This window comes from Sciscionella sediminilitoris (assembly GCF_000737195.2).
GTDB classification, from domain to species: domain Bacteria; phylum Actinomycetota; class Actinomycetes; order Mycobacteriales; family Pseudonocardiaceae; genus Sciscionella; species Sciscionella sediminilitoris.
The window spans coordinates 1-22245 of sequence record NZ_JALM01000151.1 but is presented as its reverse complement, the minus strand read 5'-3'; the positions used below and the strand labels follow the sequence as shown (position 1 = coordinate 22245).

24 protein-coding genes and 1 pseudogene are annotated in these 22245 nt (G+C 70.0%); 18 read left to right on the top strand and 7 right to left on the bottom strand.

Features of this window, described 5'->3' with window-relative positions:
- The coding region (locus AD72_RS34200) for a bile acid:sodium symporter (protein ID WP_031470801.1) at positions 1 to 334 on the bottom strand (334 nt) is incomplete at its 3' end.
- A gap of 39 nt (positions 335 to 373) precedes the next feature.
- Here AD72_RS34200 and AD72_RS34195 point away from each other — a divergent pair.
- Entirely contained in the window at positions 374 to 1219 is an 846-nt protein-coding gene (locus AD72_RS34195) for a LysR family transcriptional regulator (RefSeq protein ID WP_031470800.1), read from the top strand.
- Positions 1220 to 1225: 6 nt separating this feature from the next.
- On the opposite strand, the gene ftsY is transcribed toward AD72_RS34195, so the two are convergent.
- Positions 1226 to 2653, bottom strand: coding sequence for a signal recognition particle-docking protein FtsY (gene ftsY / locus AD72_RS34190; protein ID WP_031470799.1), 1428 nt, complete (start codon positions 2651 to 2653; stop codon positions 1226 to 1228).
- A gap of 52 nt (positions 2654 to 2705) precedes the next feature.
- On the opposite strand from ftsY, the gene AD72_RS34185 reads away from it, so the two are divergent.
- Together AD72_RS34185 and AD72_RS34180 are read left to right on the top strand one after the other, a co-directional pair.
- Positions 2706 to 3881 carry an anhydro-N-acetylmuramic acid kinase gene (locus tag AD72_RS34185; RefSeq protein ID WP_156365515.1) on the top strand — a complete coding sequence of 392 codons (1176 nt, stop codon included), beginning with the start codon at positions 2706 to 2708 and terminating at the stop codon, positions 3879 to 3881.
- A 2-nt stretch (positions 3882 to 3883) separates the two neighbouring features.
- A complete protein-coding gene (locus tag AD72_RS34180) occupies positions 3884 to 5434 on the top strand; it encodes a sodium:solute symporter (protein ID WP_031470797.1) in 1551 nt (516 codons plus the stop codon).
- Here AD72_RS34180 and AD72_RS34175 read toward each other — a convergent pair.
- From AD72_RS34175 to AD72_RS34165, 3 genes are read right to left on the bottom strand one after another with little or no spacing between them, the layout of a single operon-like run.
- Positions 5418 to 5975, bottom strand: a complete 558-nt coding sequence (locus AD72_RS34175; RefSeq protein ID WP_031470796.1) for a cysteine hydrolase family protein — start codon at positions 5973 to 5975, stop codon at positions 5418 to 5420. The two genes, AD72_RS34180 and AD72_RS34175, sit on opposite strands and share 17 nt — an antisense overlap.
- Positions 5972 to 6445, bottom strand: a complete 474-nt coding sequence (locus AD72_RS34170; RefSeq protein WP_031470795.1) for a CoA-binding protein — start codon at positions 6443 to 6445, stop codon at positions 5972 to 5974. The genes AD72_RS34175 and AD72_RS34170 overlap by 4 nt, the downstream gene beginning before the upstream one ends.
- Positions 6442 to 7728 (bottom strand): O-acetylhomoserine aminocarboxypropyltransferase/cysteine synthase family protein, encoded by a 1287-nt coding sequence (locus tag AD72_RS34165; RefSeq protein ID WP_031470794.1) that lies wholly within the window; start codon positions 7726 to 7728, stop codon positions 6442 to 6444. The genes AD72_RS34170 and AD72_RS34165 overlap by 4 nt, the downstream gene beginning before the upstream one ends.
- Before the next feature lie 94 nt (positions 7729 to 7822).
- On the opposite strand from AD72_RS34165, the gene ssuE reads away from it, so the two are divergent.
- Both ssuE and AD72_RS34155 read left to right on the top strand, forming a co-directional pair.
- Complete coding sequence (gene ssuE, locus AD72_RS34160; protein ID WP_031470793.1) at positions 7823 to 8374, top strand: NADPH-dependent FMN reductase; 552 nt, start codon at positions 7823 to 7825, stop codon at positions 8372 to 8374.
- Between the two features lie 61 nt (positions 8375 to 8435).
- On the top strand, positions 8436 to 9467 hold the full coding sequence (locus AD72_RS34155) for a trypsin-like serine peptidase (RefSeq protein ID WP_031470792.1): 1032 nt from the start codon (positions 8436 to 8438) through the stop codon (positions 9465 to 9467).
- Positions 9468 to 9471: 4 nt separating this feature from the next.
- On the opposite strand, the gene AD72_RS34150 is transcribed toward AD72_RS34155, so the two are convergent.
- Positions 9472 to 10230, bottom strand: coding sequence for a crotonase/enoyl-CoA hydratase family protein (locus AD72_RS34150; protein WP_031470791.1), 759 nt, complete (start codon positions 10228 to 10230; stop codon positions 9472 to 9474).
- A 13-nt stretch (positions 10231 to 10243) separates the two neighbouring features.
- Positions 10244 to 10597, bottom strand: a complete 354-nt coding sequence (locus AD72_RS34145) for a DoxX family protein (RefSeq protein ID WP_051899322.1) — start codon at positions 10595 to 10597, stop codon at positions 10244 to 10246.
- A 134-nt stretch (positions 10598 to 10731) separates the two neighbouring features.
- On the opposite strand from AD72_RS34145, the gene AD72_RS34140 reads away from it, so the two are divergent.
- The 13 genes and pseudogenes from AD72_RS34140 to AD72_RS34080 all read left to right on the top strand — a co-directional run.
- The gene (locus AD72_RS34140) at positions 10732 to 12081 is read left to right on the top strand and encodes an ammonium transporter (protein WP_031470789.1); all 1350 of its coding nucleotides are present in this window, start codon (positions 10732 to 10734) and stop codon (positions 12079 to 12081) included.
- A complete protein-coding gene (locus tag AD72_RS34135; RefSeq protein WP_020495188.1) occupies positions 12078 to 12416 on the top strand; it encodes a P-II family nitrogen regulator in 339 nt (112 codons plus the stop codon). The genes AD72_RS34140 and AD72_RS34135 overlap by 4 nt, the downstream gene beginning before the upstream one ends.
- Before the next feature lie 3 nt (positions 12417 to 12419).
- Positions 12420 to 14735, top strand: a complete 2316-nt coding sequence (locus tag AD72_RS34130; protein WP_031470788.1) for a [protein-PII] uridylyltransferase — start codon at positions 12420 to 12422, stop codon at positions 14733 to 14735.
- A 291-nt stretch (positions 14736 to 15026) separates the two neighbouring features.
- Complete coding sequence (ffh, locus tag AD72_RS34125) at positions 15027 to 16595, top strand: signal recognition particle protein (protein ID WP_031470787.1); 1569 nt, start codon at positions 15027 to 15029, stop codon at positions 16593 to 16595.
- A 13-nt stretch (positions 16596 to 16608) separates the two neighbouring features.
- Positions 16609 to 17673 carry an amidohydrolase family protein gene (locus AD72_RS34120; protein ID WP_037348372.1) on the top strand — a complete coding sequence of 355 codons (1065 nt, stop codon included), beginning with the start codon at positions 16609 to 16611 and terminating at the stop codon, positions 17671 to 17673.
- Positions 17674 to 17733: 60 nt separating this feature from the next.
- On the top strand, positions 17734 to 18498 hold the full coding sequence (locus tag AD72_RS34115) for a CPBP family intramembrane glutamic endopeptidase (protein WP_082469324.1): 765 nt from the start codon (positions 17734 to 17736) through the stop codon (positions 18496 to 18498).
- Positions 18495 to 19277, top strand: a complete 783-nt coding sequence (locus tag AD72_RS34110; protein WP_031470784.1) for a LamB/YcsF family protein — start codon at positions 18495 to 18497, stop codon at positions 19275 to 19277. Before AD72_RS34115 ends, AD72_RS34110 begins: the two co-directional genes overlap by 4 nt.
- A gap of 147 nt (positions 19278 to 19424) precedes the next feature.
- A complete protein-coding gene (gene rpsP / locus AD72_RS34105; RefSeq protein WP_031470783.1) occupies positions 19425 to 19892 on the top strand; it encodes a 30S ribosomal protein S16 in 468 nt (155 codons plus the stop codon).
- Complete coding sequence (locus AD72_RS34100) at positions 19889 to 20128, top strand: RNA-binding protein (protein WP_020495181.1); 240 nt, start codon at positions 19889 to 19891, stop codon at positions 20126 to 20128. Before rpsP ends, AD72_RS34100 begins: the two co-directional genes overlap by 4 nt.
- 6 nt (positions 20129 to 20134) lie before the next feature.
- Positions 20135 to 20650 (top strand): ribosome maturation factor RimM, encoded by a 516-nt coding sequence (gene rimM / locus AD72_RS34095; protein WP_031470782.1) that lies wholly within the window; start codon positions 20135 to 20137, stop codon positions 20648 to 20650.
- A 3-nt stretch (positions 20651 to 20653) separates the two neighbouring features.
- Complete coding sequence (gene trmD, locus AD72_RS34090; RefSeq protein ID WP_031470781.1) at positions 20654 to 21388, top strand: tRNA (guanosine(37)-N1)-methyltransferase TrmD; 735 nt, start codon at positions 20654 to 20656, stop codon at positions 21386 to 21388.
- 153 nt (positions 21389 to 21541) lie between these two features.
- Positions 21542 to 21898 carry a 50S ribosomal protein L19 gene (gene rplS, locus AD72_RS34085; protein ID WP_031470780.1) on the top strand — a complete coding sequence of 119 codons (357 nt, stop codon included), beginning with the start codon at positions 21542 to 21544 and terminating at the stop codon, positions 21896 to 21898.
- Positions 21899 to 22017: 119 nt separating this feature from the next.
- Positions 22018 to 22245 (top strand): annotated as a pseudogene (locus AD72_RS34080) (signal peptidase I); the annotation flags it as partial.

Below are 22245 nucleotides of genomic sequence, written 5' to 3'. Positions count from 1 at the left end.
CGATCGAGGCGAGCCCGAGCAGCGGGAACAGCACATAGGTCGCCCCGAACACGGTCAGGTGCAGCCGCCAGTGCGCGAGCCCGCGGATCGCCTCCCTGGTGGAAAGCCGCGCCCCGTAGAGGAAGAACAGCAGCCCGACCGCGATGGTCGTGGCGATGGAGAACCCCTCGGCCGTGTGCCCGGAGGCGGGCAGCAGGGTCGCGATGCCCACCGTGGCCAGGATGGCGAGGATGAACCCGTCGATGCGCGTCTTGGTCAACAGGGTGCGACCGAACCTCAAAACCTGCACGTCACCATTGTCCGGGTAGGTCTGGTGATTGGGAAGTATGATCATGACTCTAACTGCTATCGCGCAGCGCGATAAACTGGCCGTATGCTCGATCCACTGCTCTGCCGTACCTTCCTCGCCGTAGCCGAACACCGCAGCTTCACCGCGGCCGCCGGACAGCTCGGCTGCCGCCAGTCCACGGTCAGCCAGCACGTGCGCAAACTCGAGGCCGCGGTGGGCGCGACGCTGTTCGAGCGGGACACCCATTCGGTGGTGCCGACGGTGGACGGCGAGGCGATGGTGGGATTCGCGCGCTCGGTCGTGGAGACGGGGGAGCGGGCACTGCGCCATTTCGCCGGCGCGCAGCTGCGCGGCAAGGTGCGGTTCGGCGCCTCGGAGGACCTGGTGTTCACCGCGCTGCCGGAGATCCTGCGCCGGTTCCGGGCGCACAATCCGCTCGTGGAAGTGGAGCTGACCGTCGAGCTCTCCGATGTGCTCACCGAGCGGATGCGGGCCGGGCGGCTCGACCTCGCGATCGGCAAACGGTTCCGCGGCGCCAGCCACGGGAGGCTGCTCTGGCGCGACCGGCTGGCCTGGGTCGGCTCGGCGGCCACGGTGCTGGAGCCGGGACAGCCGGTGCCGCTCGTGCAGTACCCGAAGCCGAGTGTCACCCGGCAGCTCGCGCTCGAAGCCCTGGAACGCGAGGGGATGTCCTGGCGTTCGGTGTGCCGTACGAGCAGCCTGATCGGACTGCGTGCCGCCGCGCTGGCCGGGCTCGGGGTGATGCTGCACGCGAGCTCGCTCATCCCGGACGGCCTGGTGGAGCTGCCCGGCTCGATGGGCCTGCCCGCACCGGACGAGATCGAGTTCGTGCTGCTGTCCAAGGATGCCGAACCCGAGGGACCGGCCGCGGCGCTCGCCGACGCGATCGGCGGGCGCCTCGGCCGGTAGCGGGACTCAGTTCGCCAGCAGCGCGTCCACGAAGGCGGCCGGTTCGAAGGGGGCGAGGTCGTCGGCGCCCTCACCGAGGCCGACCAGCTTGACCGGGACCCCGAGTTCGCGCTGCACCTGGAACACGATGCCGCCCTTGGCGGTGCCGTCCAGCTTGGTGAGCACGATTCCGGTGATGTCCACGACCTCGGCGAACACCCGTGCCTGGGTGAGCCCGTTCTGCCCGGTGGTCGCGTCCAGCACGAGCAGCACCTCGTCGATCTTGGACTGCTTCTCCACGACGCGCTTGACCTTGCCGAGCTCGTCCATCAGTCCGGTCTTGGTGTGCAGCCGTCCCGCGGTGTCGATCAGCACGGTGTCCACTCCGGACTCGCCGCCCCTGCGCACCGCGTCGAAGGCCACCGAGGCCGGGTCGGCGCCTTCCTTGCCGCGCACGGTCTCCGCGCCGACCCGCTGCCCCCAGGTCTCCAGCTGATCGGCGGCCGCGGCGCGGAACGTGTCCGCCGCGCCGAGCAGCACCGAACGCCCCTGCGCGACGAGTACCCGGGCCAGTTTGCCGGTGGTCGTGGTCTTGCCGGTGCCGTTCACCCCGGCGACGAGCACGACCCCGGGCCCGCCCGCGTGCGGGAGCGCGCGCACGGCCCGGTCCGCTTCGGTGTCCAGTGCGGTCACCAGTACCTCGCGCAGTGCCGTGCGGGCCTCGGCCGCGCTGCGCACACCGCGCGTGCTGATCGCGGTGCGCAGCTTCTCGACCACATCCATGGTGGTCGCGGAGCCGAGGTCGGCCAGCAGCAGCGTGTCCTCGATCTCGGTCCACGAGTCCTCGTCGAGATCCCCGGCGCCGAGCAGGCCGAGCAGTCCCTGGCCGAGCGTGGACTGGGAGCGGGACAGGCGCCCGCGCAACCGTTCGAGGCGGCCCTCGCTCGGCGCGATCTCCTCGCGCGGTGCCGCTTCGGGTTCTGGCGCGGGCTCCGGCTCGGGCGCTGGTTCCGGTTCCGGTTCGGCCTTCGCCTCCGGCGCCGGCTCGGGCTCGGGTGCCGGTTCGGGTTCCGGAGCCTGTTCGGGAAGCCCGACGTCCACGATCCCGCGCTGTTCGGAATCGCGCGGTACGGCGGCGTCGTCCCCGACCGTTGGCTGGCCGTCGACCTCGGTGCGCTCGGCGACCGGGTGCTCCTCGGCCGGTTCCCCGGGGGCCGGTGCCTCCTCGGTGACCGGTGGTTGCGCGGTCGCGGCCGAACCGGAGGCGAGGTTGAACCCGGAGCTGGCCGTGTAGCCCCCGCTCTTCTGCTGGGGTGTCTCGGTGAGCTGCTGGTCATCACGGATGCTGATGCGCCGCTTGCGCGCGAGGACGAGGCCGAGCACGACGGCGAGCGCCAGCACGACGACGACCACCGCGATGATCACGATCAGGGTTGTAGTGGACACGCCGCCCATCTTGTCATCCTCTCCGGCGGGAGCCCTCGCACCTGGTGTAGAAAGCTCATTCGTGCGTGTTCTCGGAATGCAGTCGGGTACCTCGATGGACGGCGTGGACGCCGCGGTGCTCGAGATCGAACCGGTGGCCGAAGGGATCGAGCTGCGCCTCGGCGCGAGCCGGACGGTGCCCTATCCGGATTGGCTGCGCGCCGAGCTGGGGTCGGCGGTGGCCGGTGCCGCCCTCGACGCGCGGACCCTGTGCCTGCTCGACACCGAGCTCGGCAAGGTGTTCGGCTCGATCGCGGCGGAGTTCGACCGGGTCGATCTGGTCGCCTCGATGGGCCAGACGCTCTATCACCTCGTCGAGGACGGTAAGACCAGGGGAACGCTGCAGCTCGGCCAGCCCGCCTGGATCGCCGAGCGCGCCGGGGTTCCGGTGGTCGCCGATTTCCGGCCCCGGGATGTGGCCGCGGGTGGTCAGGGGGCCCCGCTGGTCCCGGTGCTCGACGAGCTGCTGCTGCGCGGGCTCGGCGGATCCGCCCCGATGGCCTGTGTGAACATCGGCGGGATCGCCAACATCACCGTGGTCGCGCCGGGCGAACCGACCTTCGGCTACGACACCGGGCCGGGCAACGCGCTGCTCGACATCGCCTGGGAACAGCGCGGGGACCAGGAAAGCCCGTACGACGTGGACGCGGCGCTCGCCCGGACCGGTGTGGTGCACGAGCCGATGCTGCGCGCCCTGCTCGAGGATCCCTACTACGCACGGCGCCCGCCGAAGTCCACCGGCAAGGAGTACTTCGACGCGCGGATGATCGAGCCGTACCGGGAGCTCCCGCTCGCCGATCTGCTCGCCACGCTGACCGAGCTCACCGCGATCCCCATCGCGCGGGCCTGCGCCGAACACGGGGTGGCCGAGGTGCTGCTCTCCGGAGGCGGGGCGGCGAATCCGCTGCTGTGCGCCCGGATCGGGGAACACCTTCGGGGGAAAACCGTGGTGCGCACCAGCGCCGAGGCCGGGCTGCCGGTGGACGCGAAGGAGGCGGTACTCGCCGGTTTGCTCGGTTGGCTGACGTGGCACGGGGTTGCGGGTAATGTGCCGTCCGCGACCGGGGCGGATGCACCAAGAGTGCTCGGCTCGATCACGCCCGCGGGAACGGGTACGCGGCTCGGTGAGCCACGTCCGGGACCGCCGGAGTGGCTGCGGGTCGTAGCAACCAGCGAAGGGGAAGGCACAGGGAGGTAGCCGTGAATCCCATCGATATCGCCATCATCGTGGTGTACCTGCTGGCGATGCCACTGATCGGCATGTTCTTCGGCAGGAAACAGAAATCCTCGACCGACTACTTCATCGGGGAACGGAATCTGCCCTGGGGCGCGGTGATGCTGTCCATCGTCGCGACCGAGACATCCACGCTGACGGTGATCTCCACCCCGGGTCTGGTGTGGACGGCGATGGGCTACAACGGGCTGACCTATCTGCAGCTGCCGTTCGGCTACATCATCGGGCGCATGCTCTCCGCGTTCATTCTGCTTCCCCGGTTCTTCTCCGGGAACCTGCAGACCTCGTACGCGTTCCTCGGCAAGCGGTTCGGCCCCGGGATGCAGGGCGTGTCCTCGGTGGTCTTCGTGGTCACCCGGCTGCTCGCCGAGGGGCTGCGGCTGTTCGCCGGTGCGATCCCGATCAACCTGATCTTCAAGACCTACGGCGTGCACATCAGCTACTGGCAGATCGTCGCCGTGCTCACCGCGCTGACCCTGGTGTACGTGCTCGTCGGCGGAATCCGCGCCGTGGTCTGGGTGGACACCATCCAGATGATCATCTACCTCGGCGGCGCGCTCGTCGCGATCGGCGTGCTCGCCACGAAGCTGCCCAGCGGCTGGTGGGGCGCCGCCTCCCAGCAGGGACTGTTCAAGGTGTTCGACTTCGACTCGGGCATCGTGCACATCCTCACCAGCCCGTACGCGTTCGTCACCGCGGTCGTCGGTGGCGCGTTCTTCGCGATGGCCTCGCACGGCGCGGACCAGCTGATCACCCAGCGCGTGATGGCCTGCCGGAACCTCAGGGACGGCCAGAAGGCGCTGATCGGCAGCGGATTCGCGGTCACCATCCAGTTCTTCGTGTTCCTGATGGTCGGCGTGATGCTGTGGGCGCACTTCGGCCAGCACAAGCTCCCCGAGCTCAAGCAGCTGATCCCGGGGATCAGCAGCAGCGACGACATCTTCCCGAAGTTCATCGTCAGCGAGCTGCCGGTCGGGGTCTCCGGGCTGCTGATCGCGGGCATCCTGGCCTCCACGATGGGCGCGCTCGCCTCGGCGATCAACTCCCTGGCCAACTCCACGGTCATCGACATCTTCAAGAGTTTCACCAAGCACGAGCCGAGCGAGTCGAGCCTGTTGCGCCGCGGTCGCATGTGGACGGTCGTGTGGGGCCTGGTGTTCTTCTGTTTCTCGCTGCCGTTCAGCTCGGACAAGGATCCGGTGATCCAGAAGGCACTGAGCATCGCGGGATTCACCTACGGCGCGCTGCTGGGAGCGTTCCTGCTCGGGATCTTCGTGAAGAAGGCGCGCCAGCTGGACGCGATCATCGCGTTCATCACCACGGTAGTCGTGGTCGCCGTGCTCGCGCTCGCGGTCAAGGTGGACGGCAAGGCCATCCAGTTCCCGCTGTTCGTGCTGTTCGGGGTGATCATCACGCTGGTGGTCGGCGGGCTGCTTTCGTTGCGGCACAGCGGACCCGACCCGCGCACCCTGGCCGAACCGGAACCCGAGCCGGAACCGGTCAGCGCGGGCGAGTGAACCGCACCTGCCCGGCGGCGGCCAGGATCTCGACCTGGTCGCCGAGGGACCACTCCGCCGTGCGCGCCGCCATGGCCGCGGGCACCGGATCGGTATCCCCGGGTGCGGGCGGGATGTCGTAGGTGGCGTGCGCGTCATGCGGGAGCACGACGCCGTAACCGCGGTCGAGTGCCTCCTCCGCGGTGGCGCGCACGCACATCTCGGAGAGTACCCCGCACACCGCGAGACGCCGGATTTCCTTGGCCCGCAACAGCTCCCCGAGCTCGGTTTCGTAGAAGCCGTCGTCGGCGGTCTTGCGCACCACCGGTTCGCCCTCGGCGGGCGGGAAATACGGCTGCCAGCCGGGCGTTCCCGGTTCGTCGAGTTCACCCTCGGGTCCGTCGTTCTGCAGCTGCACCACGAAGGCACCCGAGGCGCGCGCCCGCTCCAGCAGCGCGGAAACGGTGCGCAGCAAGGGAACCGCCGCGGGGACGGCGCTGTCCCCGGTGACGAAGCCCCGTTGGAGATCGACCAGCAGCAGCGCGGCAACCGGCTCGGTCATGAAGGACGGCGCGAGTCGATCACCCCGGTGTCGAACCCGGCCAGGTGCAGTCCGCCGTGGAACCGGGCGTGCTCGATCTTCACGCAGCGGTCCATGACCACGTCGAGCCCCGCGGCGCTGGCCCGCTCGGCGACTTCCTCGTGCCAGAGCCCGAGCTGCAGCCACAGGGTGCGCGCCCCGGCCGCGATGACCTCCTCGGCCACGGCGGGCAGATCCTCGTGCTTGCGGAACACCGAGACGAGATCGGGGTTCCCGGGAACCTCGGCGAGGCTCGGATAGACCGGTTTGCCGAGCAGTTCGGTCAGGGTCGGGTTGACGAACGAGACCTCGTAGTCGCTCGAGGCGAGCAGATAGCTGGCCACGAAATGACTCGGCCGCGCCGGATTGGCCGAGGCCCCGATGATCGTCACCGCGCGAGTCCGGTTCAGGATCCGTTGCCGGGCAAGGGCTCCCGGTGCCTGCCAAGTCATACTGCGACCGCCTGTTCCAGTGCCTGATCGATATCCGCCAGGATATCCTCGACATCCTCGATACCGACCGAGATGCGGATCAGATCCGGTTCCACTCCGCCGGAACGCAGCTGCTCGTCGGAAAGCTGCTGGTGCGTCGTGGATGCGGGATGGATCACCAGCGTGCGGGCATCGCCGACGTTGGCCAGATGGCTGGCCAGCCGCACCGATTCGATGAACTTCCGGCCCGCCTCGCGCCCACCGCGCACCCCGAAGGCGAAAACCGCGCCCGGGCCCTCGGGCAGATAGCGCGCGGCCCGCTCGTGGTGCGGGTGCTCGGGAAGTCCCGCATAGCGTACCCAGGCCACCCGCGGATCGGCGGCGAGTTCACGGGCCACCCGGTCCGCGTTCGCCACGTGCTCGGTCATCCGCTGCGGCAACGTCTCGATCCCTTGCAGCAGAAGGAAAGCCGAATGCGGGGAGAGCGCGGGGCCGATATCGCGCAGCTGTTCGGCGCGCAGCCGGGTGCAGAAGGCGTACTCCCCGAAATTCTCCCAGTACTTCAATCCGCCGTAGGAGTCCACGGTCTCGGTCATCGCGGGGAATTTTCCGTTGCCCCAGTTGAACTTCCCGGCCTCCACGACGACCCCGCCGAGCGTGGTGCCGTGCCCGCCGAGGAATTTCGTCGCCGAGTGCAGCACGATGTCCGCGCCGTGCTCGATCGGGCGGCACAGGAAGGGCGTGGCCAGGGTCGCGTCCACCACGAGCGGAATATCGTTGGCATGCGCCAGATCCGCGAGGGCCTCGAGGTCGGCGATGTCCCCGCTCGGATTGCCGACCAGTTCGGTGAACAACAGCTTCGTGTGTTCGGTGATCGCCTCGGCGAAGCTGTCCACCTCACCGCCGACGAAGCTCGTGTCGACCCCGAACCGGCGCAGTGTCCCGTCCAGCTGGGTGACCGTGCCGCCGTAGAGCCCGTTCGAGGCCACGATGTGATCCCCGGAACCGGCGAGCGCGGCGAACGTGAGGAACTCGGCGGACTGCCCGGAAGCCGTGGCCACCGCACCGATCCCGCCCTCGAGGCTGGCCAGCCGCTCCTCGACCGCGGCCACGGTCGGATTCCCGATGCGAGAGTAGATATTCCCGTACTTCTGCAAGGCGAACAGCGTCGCCGCGTCCTCGGTGTCGGAGAACACGAAACTGGTGCTCTGGTAGATCGGCACCGCGCGTGCCCCGGTACTCGCATCCGGGCGGCCACCCGCGTGCAAGGCGCGCGTGCGGAAGCCCCACTGTCGATCATTCACGCTGAATACTTGTCATCCGAGCGTCCGTTCGTCAACCCGACCAGCCACTGAGATCGGAGTCCGACACGATCGGATTCCCGTTAGCGTGACGGACATGGCTACCGTGTTGGCGCTTTCCTCGAGTCCCTCCCGGTCCTCACGTTCGGCGGCGGTCGCGGAGTATGCCGTCACCGCGCTGCGCTCCGGCGGGGTCGACGCGAATCACCTGCGGTTACGGGAGCTCGATCCGGGCCCGCTGCTCGCCGCGGACACCACGCATCCCGAGATCGAATCGGCGGTACGCGCGGTCGCCGATGCCGACGGGATCCTGCTCGCCACCCCCACCTACAAGGCCGCGTACTCCGGACTGCTCAAGGTGTTCCTGGATCTGCTGTCCCAGTTCGCGTTCGCGGGCAAGGCGGTGCTGCCGATCGCGACCGGCGGCAGCCCGGCGCACGTGCTCTCGCTGGACTACGGACTGCGCCCCGTGGTGCACTCGCTCGGCGCATGGCACGTGCTGCAGAGCCTGTTCGTGCTGGACAGCCAGCTGGACGAGGCGCTGCGGCCGGGGGAGCAGCTGCGCAGCACCCTGGAAGGCGTGCTCGGCGACTTCACCCACGCGCTGCGGACGCCCAGCCGCACCGCCACCATCGCCCGCTCGGCCTAGGGATTGCCTCGCCTGACAGTTCTTCATCGGTCCTTGACATGGTTGCGCTAGCTTGCGCCATGTGCGACGAAGGCGAGCGATCAGTACCCGGATCTTCCTGACCATCGGCATCACGACGGTGACCGTGGGGCTTTCCGCACCGGCGTTCGCCGGGACCGCGGACAGTGTGGCGGCGAAGACCCTGGCCGGAGACTCGGCGGCACAGCAGAAGGTGCTGGATTACTGGACACCGGAACGCATCGCCGCGCTCACCCAGCCGTCCTCGGACAATCCGCCGGAAAGCGGTCCCGACGGCGCACCGTGGACAACGCGGAACGCCATCCCGGAGACGGTCGGCAGGCTGTTCTACACCGACCACGGCAAGGACGCCTCGTGCACCGCGACCATCCTGGACAGCGCCAACCGCAGCACCGTGGTCACCGCGGGGCACTGTGTGAACAACACCGATCTGATCGGTGAGGACAACCAGTGGAACGCCAATCTGATGTTCGTTCCCGGCTACCGCGACGGTCAGGCGCCGTACGGGAAATTCGCCGCCCGCTTCGGGTTCGCCGACCGGACCTGGCTGCGCAACGACCAGCAGGACCCCCGGTTCAACGCCTACGACCAGGGTTTCCTGGTGCTCGGCGGGAACGAGCGCGGGCAGCCGGTGCAGGACGCGACCGGGGCCGCGCAGGACATCGGCTTCGACGAGCCCGGTGCCGCACCGGTCGCCCAGTTCGGTTATCCACGCGCGGTATCGGACCCGGCCAGGGAAGGCCTTCCGGAATTCCGCGGTGACCGGCTGGCCTACTGTCACGGCGATCCCCGGGAATATCCGGGTACGACCGACCGCCCGGAACCGAGAGGACTGTGGGGCACCGGCTGCGTGATGGGCGGCGGATCGAGCGGGGGGCCGCGGATCGCCGAACTCGACCCGGAGACCGGTCACGGTGTGGTCGTCGGCGACAACGAGAAAGCCGGATTCTTCGATCAGGCGGGGAAGGCCTGCCCGACCGGCAGGACCGAGCACTGCACCCGGTATCTGGTCGGACCGCAGTTCAGCACCGCGATCACCGAACCGCTATTCGAGCGCGCCCAGCACGCATCCTGATCCGCTAGAACCGGCCGTGCCGTCCCGCGCCCTCGGCGAACCGGCTCGCCCCGTCGAGGCTGTCCGCGGCGAGCGAGACCATGCCGTGGGCGAACTCGCCGGTCAGAGCGGTGCGCTCGTCCAGCCCCTCCTGCTCGAGCGCGGAGAGCCGGTCCTGGCGCAGGCAGGTCTGCGGGAAGGCGGCCAGGTTCGCGGCCAGTTCCATCGCCGCGGAATACGCCTGGCCCTGCGGCACCACCCGGTTGGCCAGGCCGATCCGCCCGGCTTCCTCGGCACCGACCGGGCGGCCGGTCAGGATCATGTCCATGGCGACGCTGGCACCGATGAGCCTGGGCAGCCGCACGGTTCCGCCGTCGATGAGCGGGACACCCCAGCGGCGGCAGAACACCCCGAACACCGCGGTCTCGTCGGCCACCCGCAGATCCGCCCACAGCGCGAGTTCGAGCCCGCCCGCGACCGCGTGCCCGGAGACCGCGGCGATCACCGGTTTGCCCAGCCGCATCCGGGAAACCCCGAGCGGGGCGTCCCCGTCCGGGGCGACCCGGTTGCCCGATCCGTTCGCGACCGCCTTGAGATCGGCGCCCGCGCAGAAGGCCTCGCCGTGGCCGTAGAGCACGGCGACCGCGGCCTCGGGATCGGCGTCGAAGGCACGGAATGCTTCGGCGAGTTCCCCGGCGGTCACCCGGTCGACGGCATTGCGTACCTGCGGGCGGTCGATGCCGATCGCGGTGACCGCTGCGTGCTGTTCCACTGTGATGGTCAAAGCGCTACGCCCTTCAGGTGACGAGTTGACTGATCAGGCAGGCCAGTGCCAGCACCCCGGATCCGGCTGCCGGGGCGAGCGCGGGCAGCTCGTCCTTGGCGCGCAGGTGGAAGGCGAGCGCCCCGAGCATGAGCAGGACCAGCCCGGTCGCCGCGAGCACGCCGATGGTGCTCCAGATCAGCCAGCCGAGCAGCACCCCGGCCGCGCCTGCCAATTCGCAACCGCCGATGAGCCGGTACACCCGCTGCGGCAGGCCGAACCGCTCCGCATCGGCGATCGACCGTGGATTCCCGGACACCTTGGCGCTTCCGGTGAACAGGAACAGCCCGGCCGCCGCCATGGACAACACCGCGTCGATGGTGGACACCCCTCGAGCGTAGCGCGGATGTAACCCCGGAAACGGGTCCGTTCACCTGCCCGCAACATCGGGAGCCCGTTCGTGAAACAGCGGGCACGCACGCTGTCTGGCAATGAACGTCCGATGACGACAGAGGTGGTTCGGTGAACAGTGGCGATACGGCCTGGGTGCTGGTCTCGGCCGCACTCGTGCTGCTGATGACGCCCGGGGTCGCGTTCTTCTACGGCGGCATGGTGCGGACGAAGAGCGTGCTGAACATGATCATGATGTCGGTCGGCGCGATGGGGGTCGTCGGCGTGCTCTGGGTGCTGTTCGGCTACTCCATGGCCTTCGGTAACGACGTGGGCGCCGGGCTGCTCGGCGATCCGGGCGAGTTCCTCGGCCTGGCCGGGCTGCTCGACCCGAAATCGCTGCACGGCACCATTCCCTCACTGGTGTTCGTCGCGTTCCAGGCGATGTTCGCGATCATCACCGTGGCGCTGATCTCCGGCGCGATCGCCGACCGCGCGCGCTTCGGGCCGTGGCTGCTGTTCGCCGGGATCTGGGCGACGATCGTGTACTTCCCGGTCGCACACTGGGTTTTCGCCTTCGACACCGAGGACGGCAAGACGGTCGGCGGCTGGATCGCCAATCAGCTCAAGGCGATCGACTTCGCGGGCGGCACCGCGGTGCACATCAACGCGGGCGCCGCGGGCCTCGCGCTGGCCCTGGTGCTCGGCAAACGGCTGGGCTGGCCGCGCGAACCGATGAAACCGCACAACCTCACCCTGGTCATGCTCGGTGCCGCGCTGCTGTGGTTCGGCTGGTTCGGGTTCAATTCCGGTTCGGCGCTCGCGGCGGATTCGGCTGCCGGGGTCACCATGGTGAACACCCTCGTGGCCACCTGCGCGGCGATGCTCGCCTGGCTGCTCGTGGAGCGCCTGCGGGACGGGAAACCCACCACCCTGGGTGCCGCGTCCGGGATCGTGGCCGGGCTGGTCGCGATCACCCCCGCGTGCAATGCGGTCACCCCGATCGGCGCGCTCGCCATCGGTGCCGTCACCGGGGTGCTGTGCGCGCTCGCGATCGGGCTCAAGTACCGGTTCGGTTTCGACGACTCGCTCGACGTGGTCGGCGTGCACCTGGTCGGTGGTTTCTCCGGCACCGTGCTCATCGGGTTCTTCGCCTCCGCGGCGGCACCCGCCGGGGTGGACGGCCTGTTCTACGGCGGGGGAGCCGATCAGCTGTGGCGTCAGGCGGTCGGCGCGCTCGCGGTCTTGGCGTTCTCCTTCGTGCTCAGTACCGTGATCGGACTGGCGATCAGCAAGACGATCGGGTTCCGGGCGGACCGCGAGCACGAGGCGGGCGGCATCGACGAGGCCGAGCACGCCGAGAGCGCGTACCAGTTCGGCGGGATAGGCACCGGACGCAGCGGGTTCGCCCGAAGGCCCGCGCCGGGGCCGCCGGAGAAGGTCGCCGGTTCCGCGAAGGTCACCGAGGGGAGCAGCTCATGAAACTGGTCACCGCGATCGTCAAGCCGTTCACGCTGGACGACGTCAAGGAAGCGCTCGAACGGCTCGGCATCCTCGGCATGACGGTCTCCGAGGTGCAGGGCTACGGGCGGCAGAAAGGGCACACCGAGGTCTACCGGGGCGCGGAGTACTCCGTCGACTTCGTGCCGAAGGTGCGGGTCGAGGTCGTCGTGGAGGACGAACAGGTCGACAAGGTGATCGAGGTCGTCGTGGACGCGGCGCGCACCGGCAAGATCGGGGACGGCAAGGTCTGGTCCACCCCGGTCGAGCAGATCGTGCGGGTACGTACCGGGGAGCGCGGCGCCGACGCGCTCTGAGCAATGGGGGCAGGCGTGGACCGTGCCGATTCGGCGCACGATGTGGTCCGGGTGCGGGAGAAGCTGATCGGTCAGCTCGGCGGCGCCGAACTGCGCGCCGCGCTCACCGAGCTGTTCGAACTGTGGCTGGCCGAGCACGCGCGCGGCTGCGGGGTGGACCGGGAAGGGCTGGCCCTGGTCGCGGTCGGCGCGCTCGGCCGCCGCGAGATGCATCCCTACTCCGATCTCGACCTGCTGCTGGTGCACGAGGGCCGGGGATCGCGGGTGGAACGGATCGCCGAAGCCCTGTGGTACCCGATGTGGGACGCGGGGATCGGGCTCGATCACGCGGTGCGCACGGTGCGCCAGGCGTGCCGGATCGCCGCGGGCGATCTGCGGACCGCGCTCGGGCTGCTCGAGGCGCGCCCGCTCGCCGGGGACGGTGCGCTCGCCGAACGGTTGCGCACCGAGGCGCGTGCGCAGTGGCGCGGCACGGCGCGCAACCGGGTCGGCGAGCTCGCCGAGGCCAATGCGGCGCGCTGGGCCCGTGCGGGCGAGCTGGCGCAGCGCGCCGAACCCGACCTCAAACACGGCAGGGGCGGGCTCCGCGATGTGCAGATACTGCGCGCGCTCTCCCTCGCCCAGCTGGTGGACCGGCCGTCCGCGGAGGTGCTCGCCGCCCGCGACCTGCTCGCCGAGGTGCGCACCGAACTGCACCGGGTGACCCGCAAGCCACGGGATGTGCTGCGCGCCCAGGACAGCGCCGAGGTGGCGGCCGCGCTGCGGATGGGTGACCGGTTCGAGCTGGCGCGGGCGATCTCCGGCGCGGGCCGCACGATCGCGTACGCCCTGCAGGTCGCGATGCGGGCCGCGGGGCCGGGCCCGGGCAAGGCGGTCCGGCGCACCCCGCTCGAGGACGGCGTGGTGCTGCACGGCGGGGAGGTCGCGCTGGCCAAGGGCGCCGCCCCGCGTACCGATCCCGCCCTGCTGCTGCGCGTGGCCACCGCGTCGAGCACGGCGAACGCGCCGATCTCCGCGGGAACCCTGGCCACGCTCGCCCAGCAGGCCCCGGAACCGGCCAGCCCGTGGCCCGCCGCGGTATTGCGCGGCCTGCTGTCCCTGCTCGGTTCGGGCAGCGGGCTCATCGAGGTGGTGGAGGCGCTCGACCGCACCGGACTGTGGGGCAGGCTCTTCCCGGAATGGGGCGCGGTCCGCGATCTCCCGCCGCGCGAACCGCCGCACCGCTACACCGTGGACCGGCACCTCGTGCAGACCTGCGTGCAGGCGGCCTCGCTGGTCACCACGGTCGCCCGGCCCGATCTGCTGCTGCTGGGCGCGCTGGTGCACGACATCGGCAAGGGGCGCTGCGGGGACCATTCGGTGCTCGGTGCGCGGCTGGCCGCCCAGATCGGCGAACGCCTCGGCCTGGCCGCGGTCGATGTGGGCCGGCTCGAACTGATGGTGCGCCATCACCTGCTGCTGCCGCACACCGCGACCCGGCGCAACGTCGCCGATCCGGTCACCGTGGCCAGGGTGGCCGAGGCGGTCGGCGGGGATGTGGTGCTGCTCGAACTGCTGCGCGCGCTCACCGAGGCCGATTCGCTGGCCACCGGGCCGGGCATGTGGAGCGAGTGGAAACAGGCACTGGTCGCCGAACTCGTCGACGGGGTGCGCGCGGCCATCGCGGGGACCGTGCCCGCGGCGCGGCGGGCGCGTACCGGGACCGAGGACGCCGTGTTGCGCAGGGCGCGCGAGCACCGCGGCATCGAGCTCGTGCTGGAACCGGGCGCCGCGGACGCGGAGCTCACCATCGCCGCACCCGACCGGCCGGGGCTGCTGTCCAGGATCGCCGGGACGCTGGTGCTGCACGGGGTGCGGATGCACGCGGCCACGGTCGGCACCGAGGACCGGTTCGCCGTGCAGTCCTTCACCGTGGGGCCGCGGTTCGGTTCGCTGCCCGATCCCGCCGCGCTGCGCGAGACCCTGCGGCTGGCGGTCACCGGATCCCTGAAACTCGCGGACCGGGTCGCGGCCAAGGAGCGGGACTATCCGCGGCCACGGCAGGAGTCCGCCCCCGCGCACGTGCTCTGGTTCGACGACGAGGCCAGTGATGCCACCGTTCTCGAACTGCGCGCGATCGATTCGGTCGGCCTGCTCTACCACGCCACCGCCGCCCTCGAACAGCACGACCTCGATGTGCGCTGGGCGCGGGCGAGCACGCTCGGCCCGACCGCGTTCCTCGCGGTGTGCCTGGTCGACGGGGCGGGCGCGCGCCCGGGACCGGGGCTGCGGGCCCGGGTGGAGGCCGCGGTGCTCGCCGCGGTCCGGGAATCCGCCTAATCGCCACTGAGTAGAAATACTCAGCCGGATCGCGTGCCATCACGGTATTGCGAGCCGCCCGCGAACGGCAGAGTAATGGGCACGGGCACGGCAGGGCACGTGAAACGGCGCGGGGGACGGCGGCGAGAGGGGACGGCGGCCGGCACAAGGGAGAGGTGCCCTGCGGTGCCCGCCCATCGCGGTGGAGCGGGACAGACGAGGGGTGTCCCGCTCCGCCGTGCACCCGCCCGGCCGGGTCTCGGCTACCCTCGTGGACAGCAGTCAACCGATGCGACCTGGAGTGGCTCACCCGTGTTCGACACACTGTCCGACCGGCTCACCGGCGTCCTGTCCAATCTGCGTGGCAAGGGCAAGCTGACCGACGCCGATATCGACGCGACCGCGCGGGAGATCCGGATCGCGCTGCTCGAGGCCGATGTCGCGCTGCCCGTGGTGCGCTCGTTCATCTCCGGGATCAAGGAGCGCGCCAAGGGCAAGGAGGTCCATGCCGCGCTGAATCCCGCCCAGCAGGTCGTCAAGATCGTCAACGAGGAACTCGTCGGCATCCTCGGCGGGGAGACCAGGCGGATCAACCTCGCCAAGACCCCGCCGACGGTGATCATGCTCGCCGGTCTGCAGGGGTCCGGTAAGACCACCCTTGCCGGCAAGCTCGGCCGCTGGCTCAAGGGCCAGGGGCACGCGCCCATGCTGGTCGCCTGCGACCTGCAGCGGCCGAACGCGGTCACCCAGCTGCAGGTGGTCGGGGAGCGGGCCGAGGTCAGCGTGTTCGCCCCGGAGCCGGGCAACGGGGTCGGCGATCCGGTCGACGTGGCCCGCCGGGGTATCGAGGAGGCCAAGCGCGCCCAGCACGACGTGGTCGTGGTGGACACCGCGGGACGGCTCGGTATCGACGAGGAACTGATGCGCCAGGCGGCCGACATCCGCGCGGCGGTCAGCCCGGACGAGGTGCTGTTCGTCGTCGACGCGATGATCGGTCAGGACGCGGTGACCACCGCGGAGGCCTTCCGCGACGGGGTCGGCTTCAGCGGGGTGGTGCTCACCAAGCTCGACGGTGACGCCCGTGGTGGTGCCGCGCTCTCCGTGCGGGAGGTGACCGGCCAGCCCATCCTGTTCGCCTCGAACGGGGAGAAGCTGGAGGACTTCGACGTCTTCCACCCCGACCGGATGGCCAGCCGCATCCTCGGCATGGGCGATGTGCTCACCCTCATCGAGCAGGCCGAACAGGTCTTCGACGCGCAGCAGGCCGAGGCCGCCGCGGCCAAGATCGGCACCGGGGAACTGACCCTCGAGGACTTCCTCGAACAGATGCAGGCCATCCGCAAGATGGGCCCGATCGGCAACCTGCTCGGCATGCTCCCGGGCGCGGGCCAGATCAAGGACCAGCTCGCCGCGGTCGACGACAAGCAGCTGGACCGGGTGCAGGCGATCATCCGCGGTATGACCCCGACCGAGCGGGCCGACCCCAAGATCATCAACGGTTCCCGGCGCGCCCGCATCGCGCGCGGTTCCGGTGTCGAGGTCCGCGAGATCAACGAGCTGGTCACCCGGTTCTTCGAAGCCAAGAAGATGATGTCGCAGATGGGCGGCCAGTTCGGGCTGCCCGGCGGCGGGCGCAAGGCCACCAAGTCGAACAAGAACACCCGCAAGGGCAAGAAGGGCAAGAAGGGCAACAACAAGGGACGCGGTCCCGCCCAGCCCGGCGCGCTGCCCGCGGGGCTCGGCGGCATGGGCGGCGGGATGCCCGACCTGTCGAACATGCCCAAGGGACTCGACCAGCTGCCCCCCGGGCTCTCCGGGCTCGACCAGCTGCCGCCCGGTTTCGACCCGTCCAAGCTCGACTTCGGCAACAAGAAGAACTGAAGCGATGTCCGGGATGCGATTCGCGGGCACCGTGCTGCCCGATGGACAGCGGCGCGAGGTCTTCGTCGTCAACGGGCGGATCACCACCACCCCGGTTCCCGGTGCGCAGACCGTGGCCGAGGACGGGTACCTGCTCCCCGGGCTCGTGGACGCGCACTGTCACATCGGCATCGGCCCGGACGGCGGGGTCGACCTCGAGGAGGCGCAGCGGCAGGCGCGGATCGAACGCGAGGCCGGTGTGCTGCTGGTGCGCGACTGCGGGGTCCCCATCGACACCGCGCCGCTGCAGCGCAAGCTCGAGCTGCCGCGCATCGTGCGCTCCGGCCGGCACATCGTGCGCCCGCGCCGCTACATTCGCGGACTGGGCACCGAACTCGAGGATCCGGCCCAGCTGCCCGAAGCCGTGGCCGAACAGGCCCAGTCCGGTGACGGCTGGGTGAAACTGGTCGGGGACTGGATCGACCGGGATGCCGGCGACCTGGCGCCGCTGTGGCCCGACGAGGTGCTCGCCGAGGCCATCGCGGTCGCGCACGAGCACGGGGCCCGGGTCACCGCGCACGTGTTCGGCGAGGACGCCCTGCCCGGGCTGATCGGCGCGGGCATCGACTGCATCGAACACGGCACCGGGCTGACCGCGCCGACCATCGAGGAGATGGCCGCGCGGGGCACCGCGCTGGTGCCCACCCTGATCAACATCGAGAACTTCCCGGACATCGCCGATTCGGCGAGCCGGTACCCGGTCTACGCCGCGCACATGCGGGACCTGCACGCGCGGGTGGACCAGACCATCGGGGCGGCGATCGAGGCCGGGATCCCGGTGTACACCGGAACCGATGCGGGCGGCGGGATCGAACACGGCCGCATCGTGGACGAGATCGAGGCGCTGCACCGGTGCGGGATGAGCACGCACGCCGCGATCGGGGCGGGCAGCTGGGCGGCCCGCGACTGGCTCGGTTACCTGGGGATCGCCGACTACGCGGCCGCCGATCTGCTCGTCTACGACACCGATCCCCGTGAGGATCTCGGTGCGCTGCGCAAGCCCCGGCACATCGTCCTGCGTGGCAGGCTGATTCGCTGACATGGCCCAGACACGCTCGTGGCCTAGGGTGTCCGGGGAGCGTGGTCAGAGGAGGGATACGTGGATGGAAAGGCATCCGCCCGATTGCCGTACCGGTTCCACAGCTGGGCAGAACGGGTCCGTGCGATCGCTCGTCCACTTCCCGAACACCGCTGGGGGCTCGGCGCGTTCCTGATCGTCCTGGCCATCTACATCCTCTCCGCCGTGGTCATCTCCGCGGCACTCGCGCCACGCAACCGGCCCGCCTCGGCCACCGTCGCGCTGATCGCCACGATCGCGCCCACCCTGCTCGCCGCCGCGACCGCGCTCGGGTTCGCCGCCCGGCGCGGAAACGGGCCGCGGATCGATTTCGCGCTCCGGCTGCGTCCCGGTGAGCTGCGCACCGGGCTGCGGTATGGCGGGCTCGGCATCCTCGTCACGGTCGTCGCGGTGCTCGTCTGGCAGCAGATCGTGGGGGAGAACGCCACCTCCGCGGTCGGGGTGCTCGTGGTCAAGGGCGATTTCTCGGTGCCCCAGGCCGTGGTGCTCTTTCTCTACACCTTCCTGCTCGGGCCGGTCTGCGAGGAGATCATCTTCCGCGGCCTGTGCTGGGGAGCGCTCGCCAGATGGGGGCCGATCACCGCCTGTGTGCTCTCCACCGCGATCTTCGCGGCCAGCCACCTCGAACCGGCGCGCACCCTGCTGCTGCTGGCGATCGGGGTGCCCATCGGACTGGCGCGGCTGGTGACCGGATCGACCGGGGCCAGCATGGTCGCCCACCAGGTGAGCAATTTCCTGCCCGCCTTGGCGTTGCTGCTGCTGTCCACGAGAGTATTGCCGACATGACCGGGGACCTGAGCGAGAACACCATCGATCTCAATGCCGATCTCGGTGAGGGCTTCGGCAGCTGGTCGCTCACCGACGACGCCGCGCTGCTCGATGTGGTCACCAGCGCCAACGTCGCCTGCGGTTTCCACGCGGGCGATCCCTCGATCATGCGCGAGGTGTGCGCGGCGGCCGCGGAGCGCGGGGTGGCGATCGGCGCCCAGGTGTCCTACCGCGACCTCGCCGGTTTCGGGCGCCGGTTCATCGACGTGGACCCGGTGACGCTCGCCGACGAGGTCAGCTACCAGCTCGCCGCGCTGTCCGGGTTCGCCCGCGCCGCGGGAACCGAGGTCACCTACGTCAAACCGCACGGGGCGCTGTACAACGCCTGCGTGCAGCACACCGGGCAGGCCCGCGCGGTGGTCGAGGGGGTGCGCCGGATCGCCGGGCTGCCGATCCTCGGCCTTCCCGGATCCGAACTGCTCGCCGCCGCCGCGGCCGCCGGATGCGAGCCGATCAGCGAGGCATTCGCCGACCGCGGGTACACCCCGGAGGGCACCCTGGTGCCGCGGCGGGAGCCGAACGCACTGCTCGAGGGCACCGAACCGGTCGTGCGGCGGGCCATCGGGCTCGCCACCCGCGGGGAGATCACCGCCGTCGACGGCACCCTGCTGCACAGCCGGGCGCATTCACTGTGCCTGCACGGGGACAGCGCGGAGGCGGTGGACCGGGCGATCGCGGTGCGCGCGGCACTCACCAGTGCAGGGGTGCGATTGGCCCCGTTCGCGCCTCTGGCATAATGGGTGGCTGTCCGTGCAGGGTGGCCCTCTCATCCATCCCCGTACGGCCTGAGTACTTGCCACACGTCCCCGCATTCCCCACGCGGTGCGCACGTGTGCAACACGCCAAGCACTGACAATGCAGGAATCGAAGGGATCAACTCACCCGTGGCCGTCAAGATCAAGTTGCAGCGGCTCGGCAAGGTTCGCCAGCCGTACTACCGCATCATCGTCGCCGACGCGCGCACTCGGCGCAGCGGTAGGGCCATCGAGACGATTGGCAAGTACCACCCCAAGCAGGAGCCGAGCTTCATCGAGGTCGACGGAGAGCGCGCCCAGTACTGGCTGGGAGTCGGCGCCCAGCCGACCGAGCCGGTGCAGCGCCTCCTGGAGATCACCGGGGACTGGCAGCGCTTCCGTGGCGAGCCCGTTCCGGAAGGCAAGCTGAAGGTCGCCGAACCGCGCAAGAGCAAGCAGGAGCTGTTCAACGAGGCGCTCGCCGCAGCGGGCTCCGATGCCAGCGCCGAGGCGACGACGCAGAAGAAGAAGGGCGGCGACAAGCGCCCGGCGGAGGCCAAGAAGGCCGAGAAGTCGGGTGAGGAGTCCGCCGAGGCCGCGCCGGAAGCCGACGCATGAGCTTCCTCGCGGACGCGCTCGAGCATCTCGTCCGCGGCATCGTCGAGAACCCGGACGACGTGCGGGTGAATCTCGTGACCACCCGGCGCGGCCGCATCCTTGAGGTGCACGTCAACCCCGATGACCTGGGCAAGGTCATCGGGCGCGGCGGGCGTACCGCGACCGCGTTGCGCACCGTGATGTCCGGTGTCGGCGGCCGTGGCGTCCGTGTCGATGTGGTCGACACCGACGCGTAGGCGAACGTGGAAGTAGCCGTAGGCCGTATCGCCAAGGCACACGGGGTGCGCGGGGAACTCGCGGTCGAGCTGTCGACCGACTCGCCGGAAGTACGGTTCGCCTCGGGATCGAGGCTGACCGCACGGCGCAGGCGGGAGACTCCGCGCACCCTCACCGTGTCCGCCGCCCGTCCCCACGGCACCCGCCTGCTCGTCACGTTCGACGAGGTGCGCGGGCGGGATCAGGCCGAGGAACTCCGCGGCTGCCTGCTGCTCGCGGACACCGGGGATCTGCCACCGAACGAGGACCCGGACGAGTTCTACGACCACGAACTCGAAGGGCTCACCGTGGTGACCGTGGACGGCGCGGAAGTCGGAACGGTCATCGAGGTGGTGCACGGTGCGGGCGGGGAACTGCTCGCGGTCGATGCCGGTGACCGGGAAGTGCTCGTGCCCTTCGTCAAGCAGATCGTGCCCGCGGTCGACCTCGAACAGGCGAGGGTGACCATCGATCCGCCGGACGGCCTGCTCGAGGTGGAGTGAGCCATGCGCATCGACGTGGTCACCATTTTCCCGGAATACCTCGCCCCGCTGCGCCAGGCGCTGCTCGGGCGGGCCATCGAGCGGGGACTCATCGAGATCGGCGTGCACGACCTGCGCGACTGGACCCACGATGTGCACCGTGCGGTGGACGACGCTCCCTACGGGGGCGGTCCGGGGATGGTGATGAAACCCGAGATCTGGGGTCCGGCCCTGGACGAGGTGCTCGGCGAGGAGCCCGCGACGCTCGTGGTGCCCACTCCGGCGGGCCGCCCGTTCGACCAGGAGTGCGCGCACCGGTACGCGGAGTCCTCCCGGCTGGTGTTCGCCTGTGGCCGTTACGAGGGCATCGATCAGCGGGTGCTCGACGACGCCGCTCGGCGGCACACCGTCGAGGAGGTCTCCATCGGGGACTACGTGCTGGTCGGCGGCGAGGTCGCGGTGCTGGCCATGGTGGAGGCGGTCGTGCGGCTGCTTCCCGGGGTGCTCGGCAACCCGGCCTCGGCGCGCGAGGACTCGTTCTCCGACGGATTGCTCGAGGGGCCCTGCTACACCAGGCCCGAGCAGTGGCGCGGGCTCGCGGTCCCCGAGGTGCTCCGGTCCGGCAACCACGCCGCGATCGAGCGCTGGCGCCGCGACATGGCTCTCGAACGCACCTACCAGCGCCGTCCCGAGCTGCTCGAGGCGGTGGAACTGAACGAGGCCGACGAGCGTGTGCTCGACCGGCTTCGGCACAATTGAACGCGATGGGCGCGCCCCACCCTCAACCGTGCGAAAGCGATCTGGCACACTGAACCAGTTGCTGCGCGGCGTGAGCGGCCGCGCGCGCCACATCGAAGACCTTTCAGCATGGGCACGGACGCGCCCATGCCCGTGAACGAAGGAACGGACCCGATGAACACGCTTGACTCGATCGACGCACAGTCGCTGCGCTCGGACATCCCGGTTTTCCGCGCCGGTGACACGCTGAATGTGCACGTGCGCGTCATCGAAGGCTCGCGGGAACGTGTGCAGGTCTTCAAGGGCGTCGTGATCCGCCGCCAGGGCGGTGGCATCCGCGAGACCTTCACCGTCCGCAAGGTCTCCTTCGGTGTTGGCGTCGAGCGCACCTTCCCGGTGCACTCCCCGAACATCGCCAAGATCGAGGTCGTCACCCGCGGTGATGTGCGGCGCGCGAAGCTCTACTACCTGCGCGACCTGCGCGGCAAGGCCGCCAAGATCAAGGAGAAGCGGGAAACTCCGGCTTCCTGACCCAGGGTCTTACGTACGCAGCACATCCCGGAGGCGGCAAGCGCGTGACGCGATCCCACGACGGTGAAGGCCAGCACGTACGCCAGGGACCGGACGAGACCGCGGCCGAAGAGACGGCGGTGCTCGGTTCGGTCGGTGGTTCTGGTGGGCGACATGCCAGGCCTGATGCCGAAGCCGAATCGCAATCCACGCGCGACCGCACGGACAAAAAGGGCAAACCGAAAAAGAAGGGTTCGTTCTGGAAGGAACTGCCCATTCTGATCCTGGTCGCCCTGGTGCTGACCTTCCTGATCCAGACGTTCGTCGCGCGGGTCTTCTCCATTCCCTCGGGGTCGATGGAGCAGACC

Coding starts and splice junctions, on each gene's coding strand:
- AD72_RS34130 (WP_031470788.1), top strand. CDS start 12,420: ATGGGGGCAGGCGTGGACCGTGCCGATTCGGCGCACGATGTGGTCCGG.
- AD72_RS34120 (WP_037348372.1), top strand. CDS start 16,609: ATGCGATTCGCGGGCACCGTGCTGCCCGATGGACAGCGGCGCGAGGTC.
- AD72_RS34175 (WP_031470796.1), bottom strand. CDS start 5,975: ATGACCGAGCCGGTTGCCGCGCTGCTGCTGGTCGATCTCCAACGGGGC.
- ssuE (WP_031470793.1), top strand. CDS start 7,823: ATGGCTACCGTGTTGGCGCTTTCCTCGAGTCCCTCCCGGTCCTCACGT.
- AD72_RS34100 (WP_020495181.1), top strand. CDS start 19,889: ATGAGCTTCCTCGCGGACGCGCTCGAGCATCTCGTCCGCGGCATCGTC.
- AD72_RS34135 (WP_020495188.1), top strand. CDS start 12,078: ATGAAACTGGTCACCGCGATCGTCAAGCCGTTCACGCTGGACGACGTC.
- rplS (WP_031470780.1), top strand. CDS start 21,542: ATGAACACGCTTGACTCGATCGACGCACAGTCGCTGCGCTCGGACATC.
- AD72_RS34110 (WP_031470784.1), top strand. CDS start 18,495: ATGACCGGGGACCTGAGCGAGAACACCATCGATCTCAATGCCGATCTC.
- AD72_RS34195 (WP_031470800.1), top strand. CDS start 374: ATGCTCGATCCACTGCTCTGCCGTACCTTCCTCGCCGTAGCCGAACAC.
- trmD (WP_031470781.1), top strand. CDS start 20,654: ATGCGCATCGACGTGGTCACCATTTTCCCGGAATACCTCGCCCCGCTG.
- ftsY (WP_031470799.1), bottom strand. CDS start 2,653: ATGGGCGGCGTGTCCACTACAACCCTGATCGTGATCATCGCGGTGGTC.
- AD72_RS34170 (WP_031470795.1), bottom strand. CDS start 6,445: ATGACTTGGCAGGCACCGGGAGCCCTTGCCCGGCAACGGATCCTGAAC.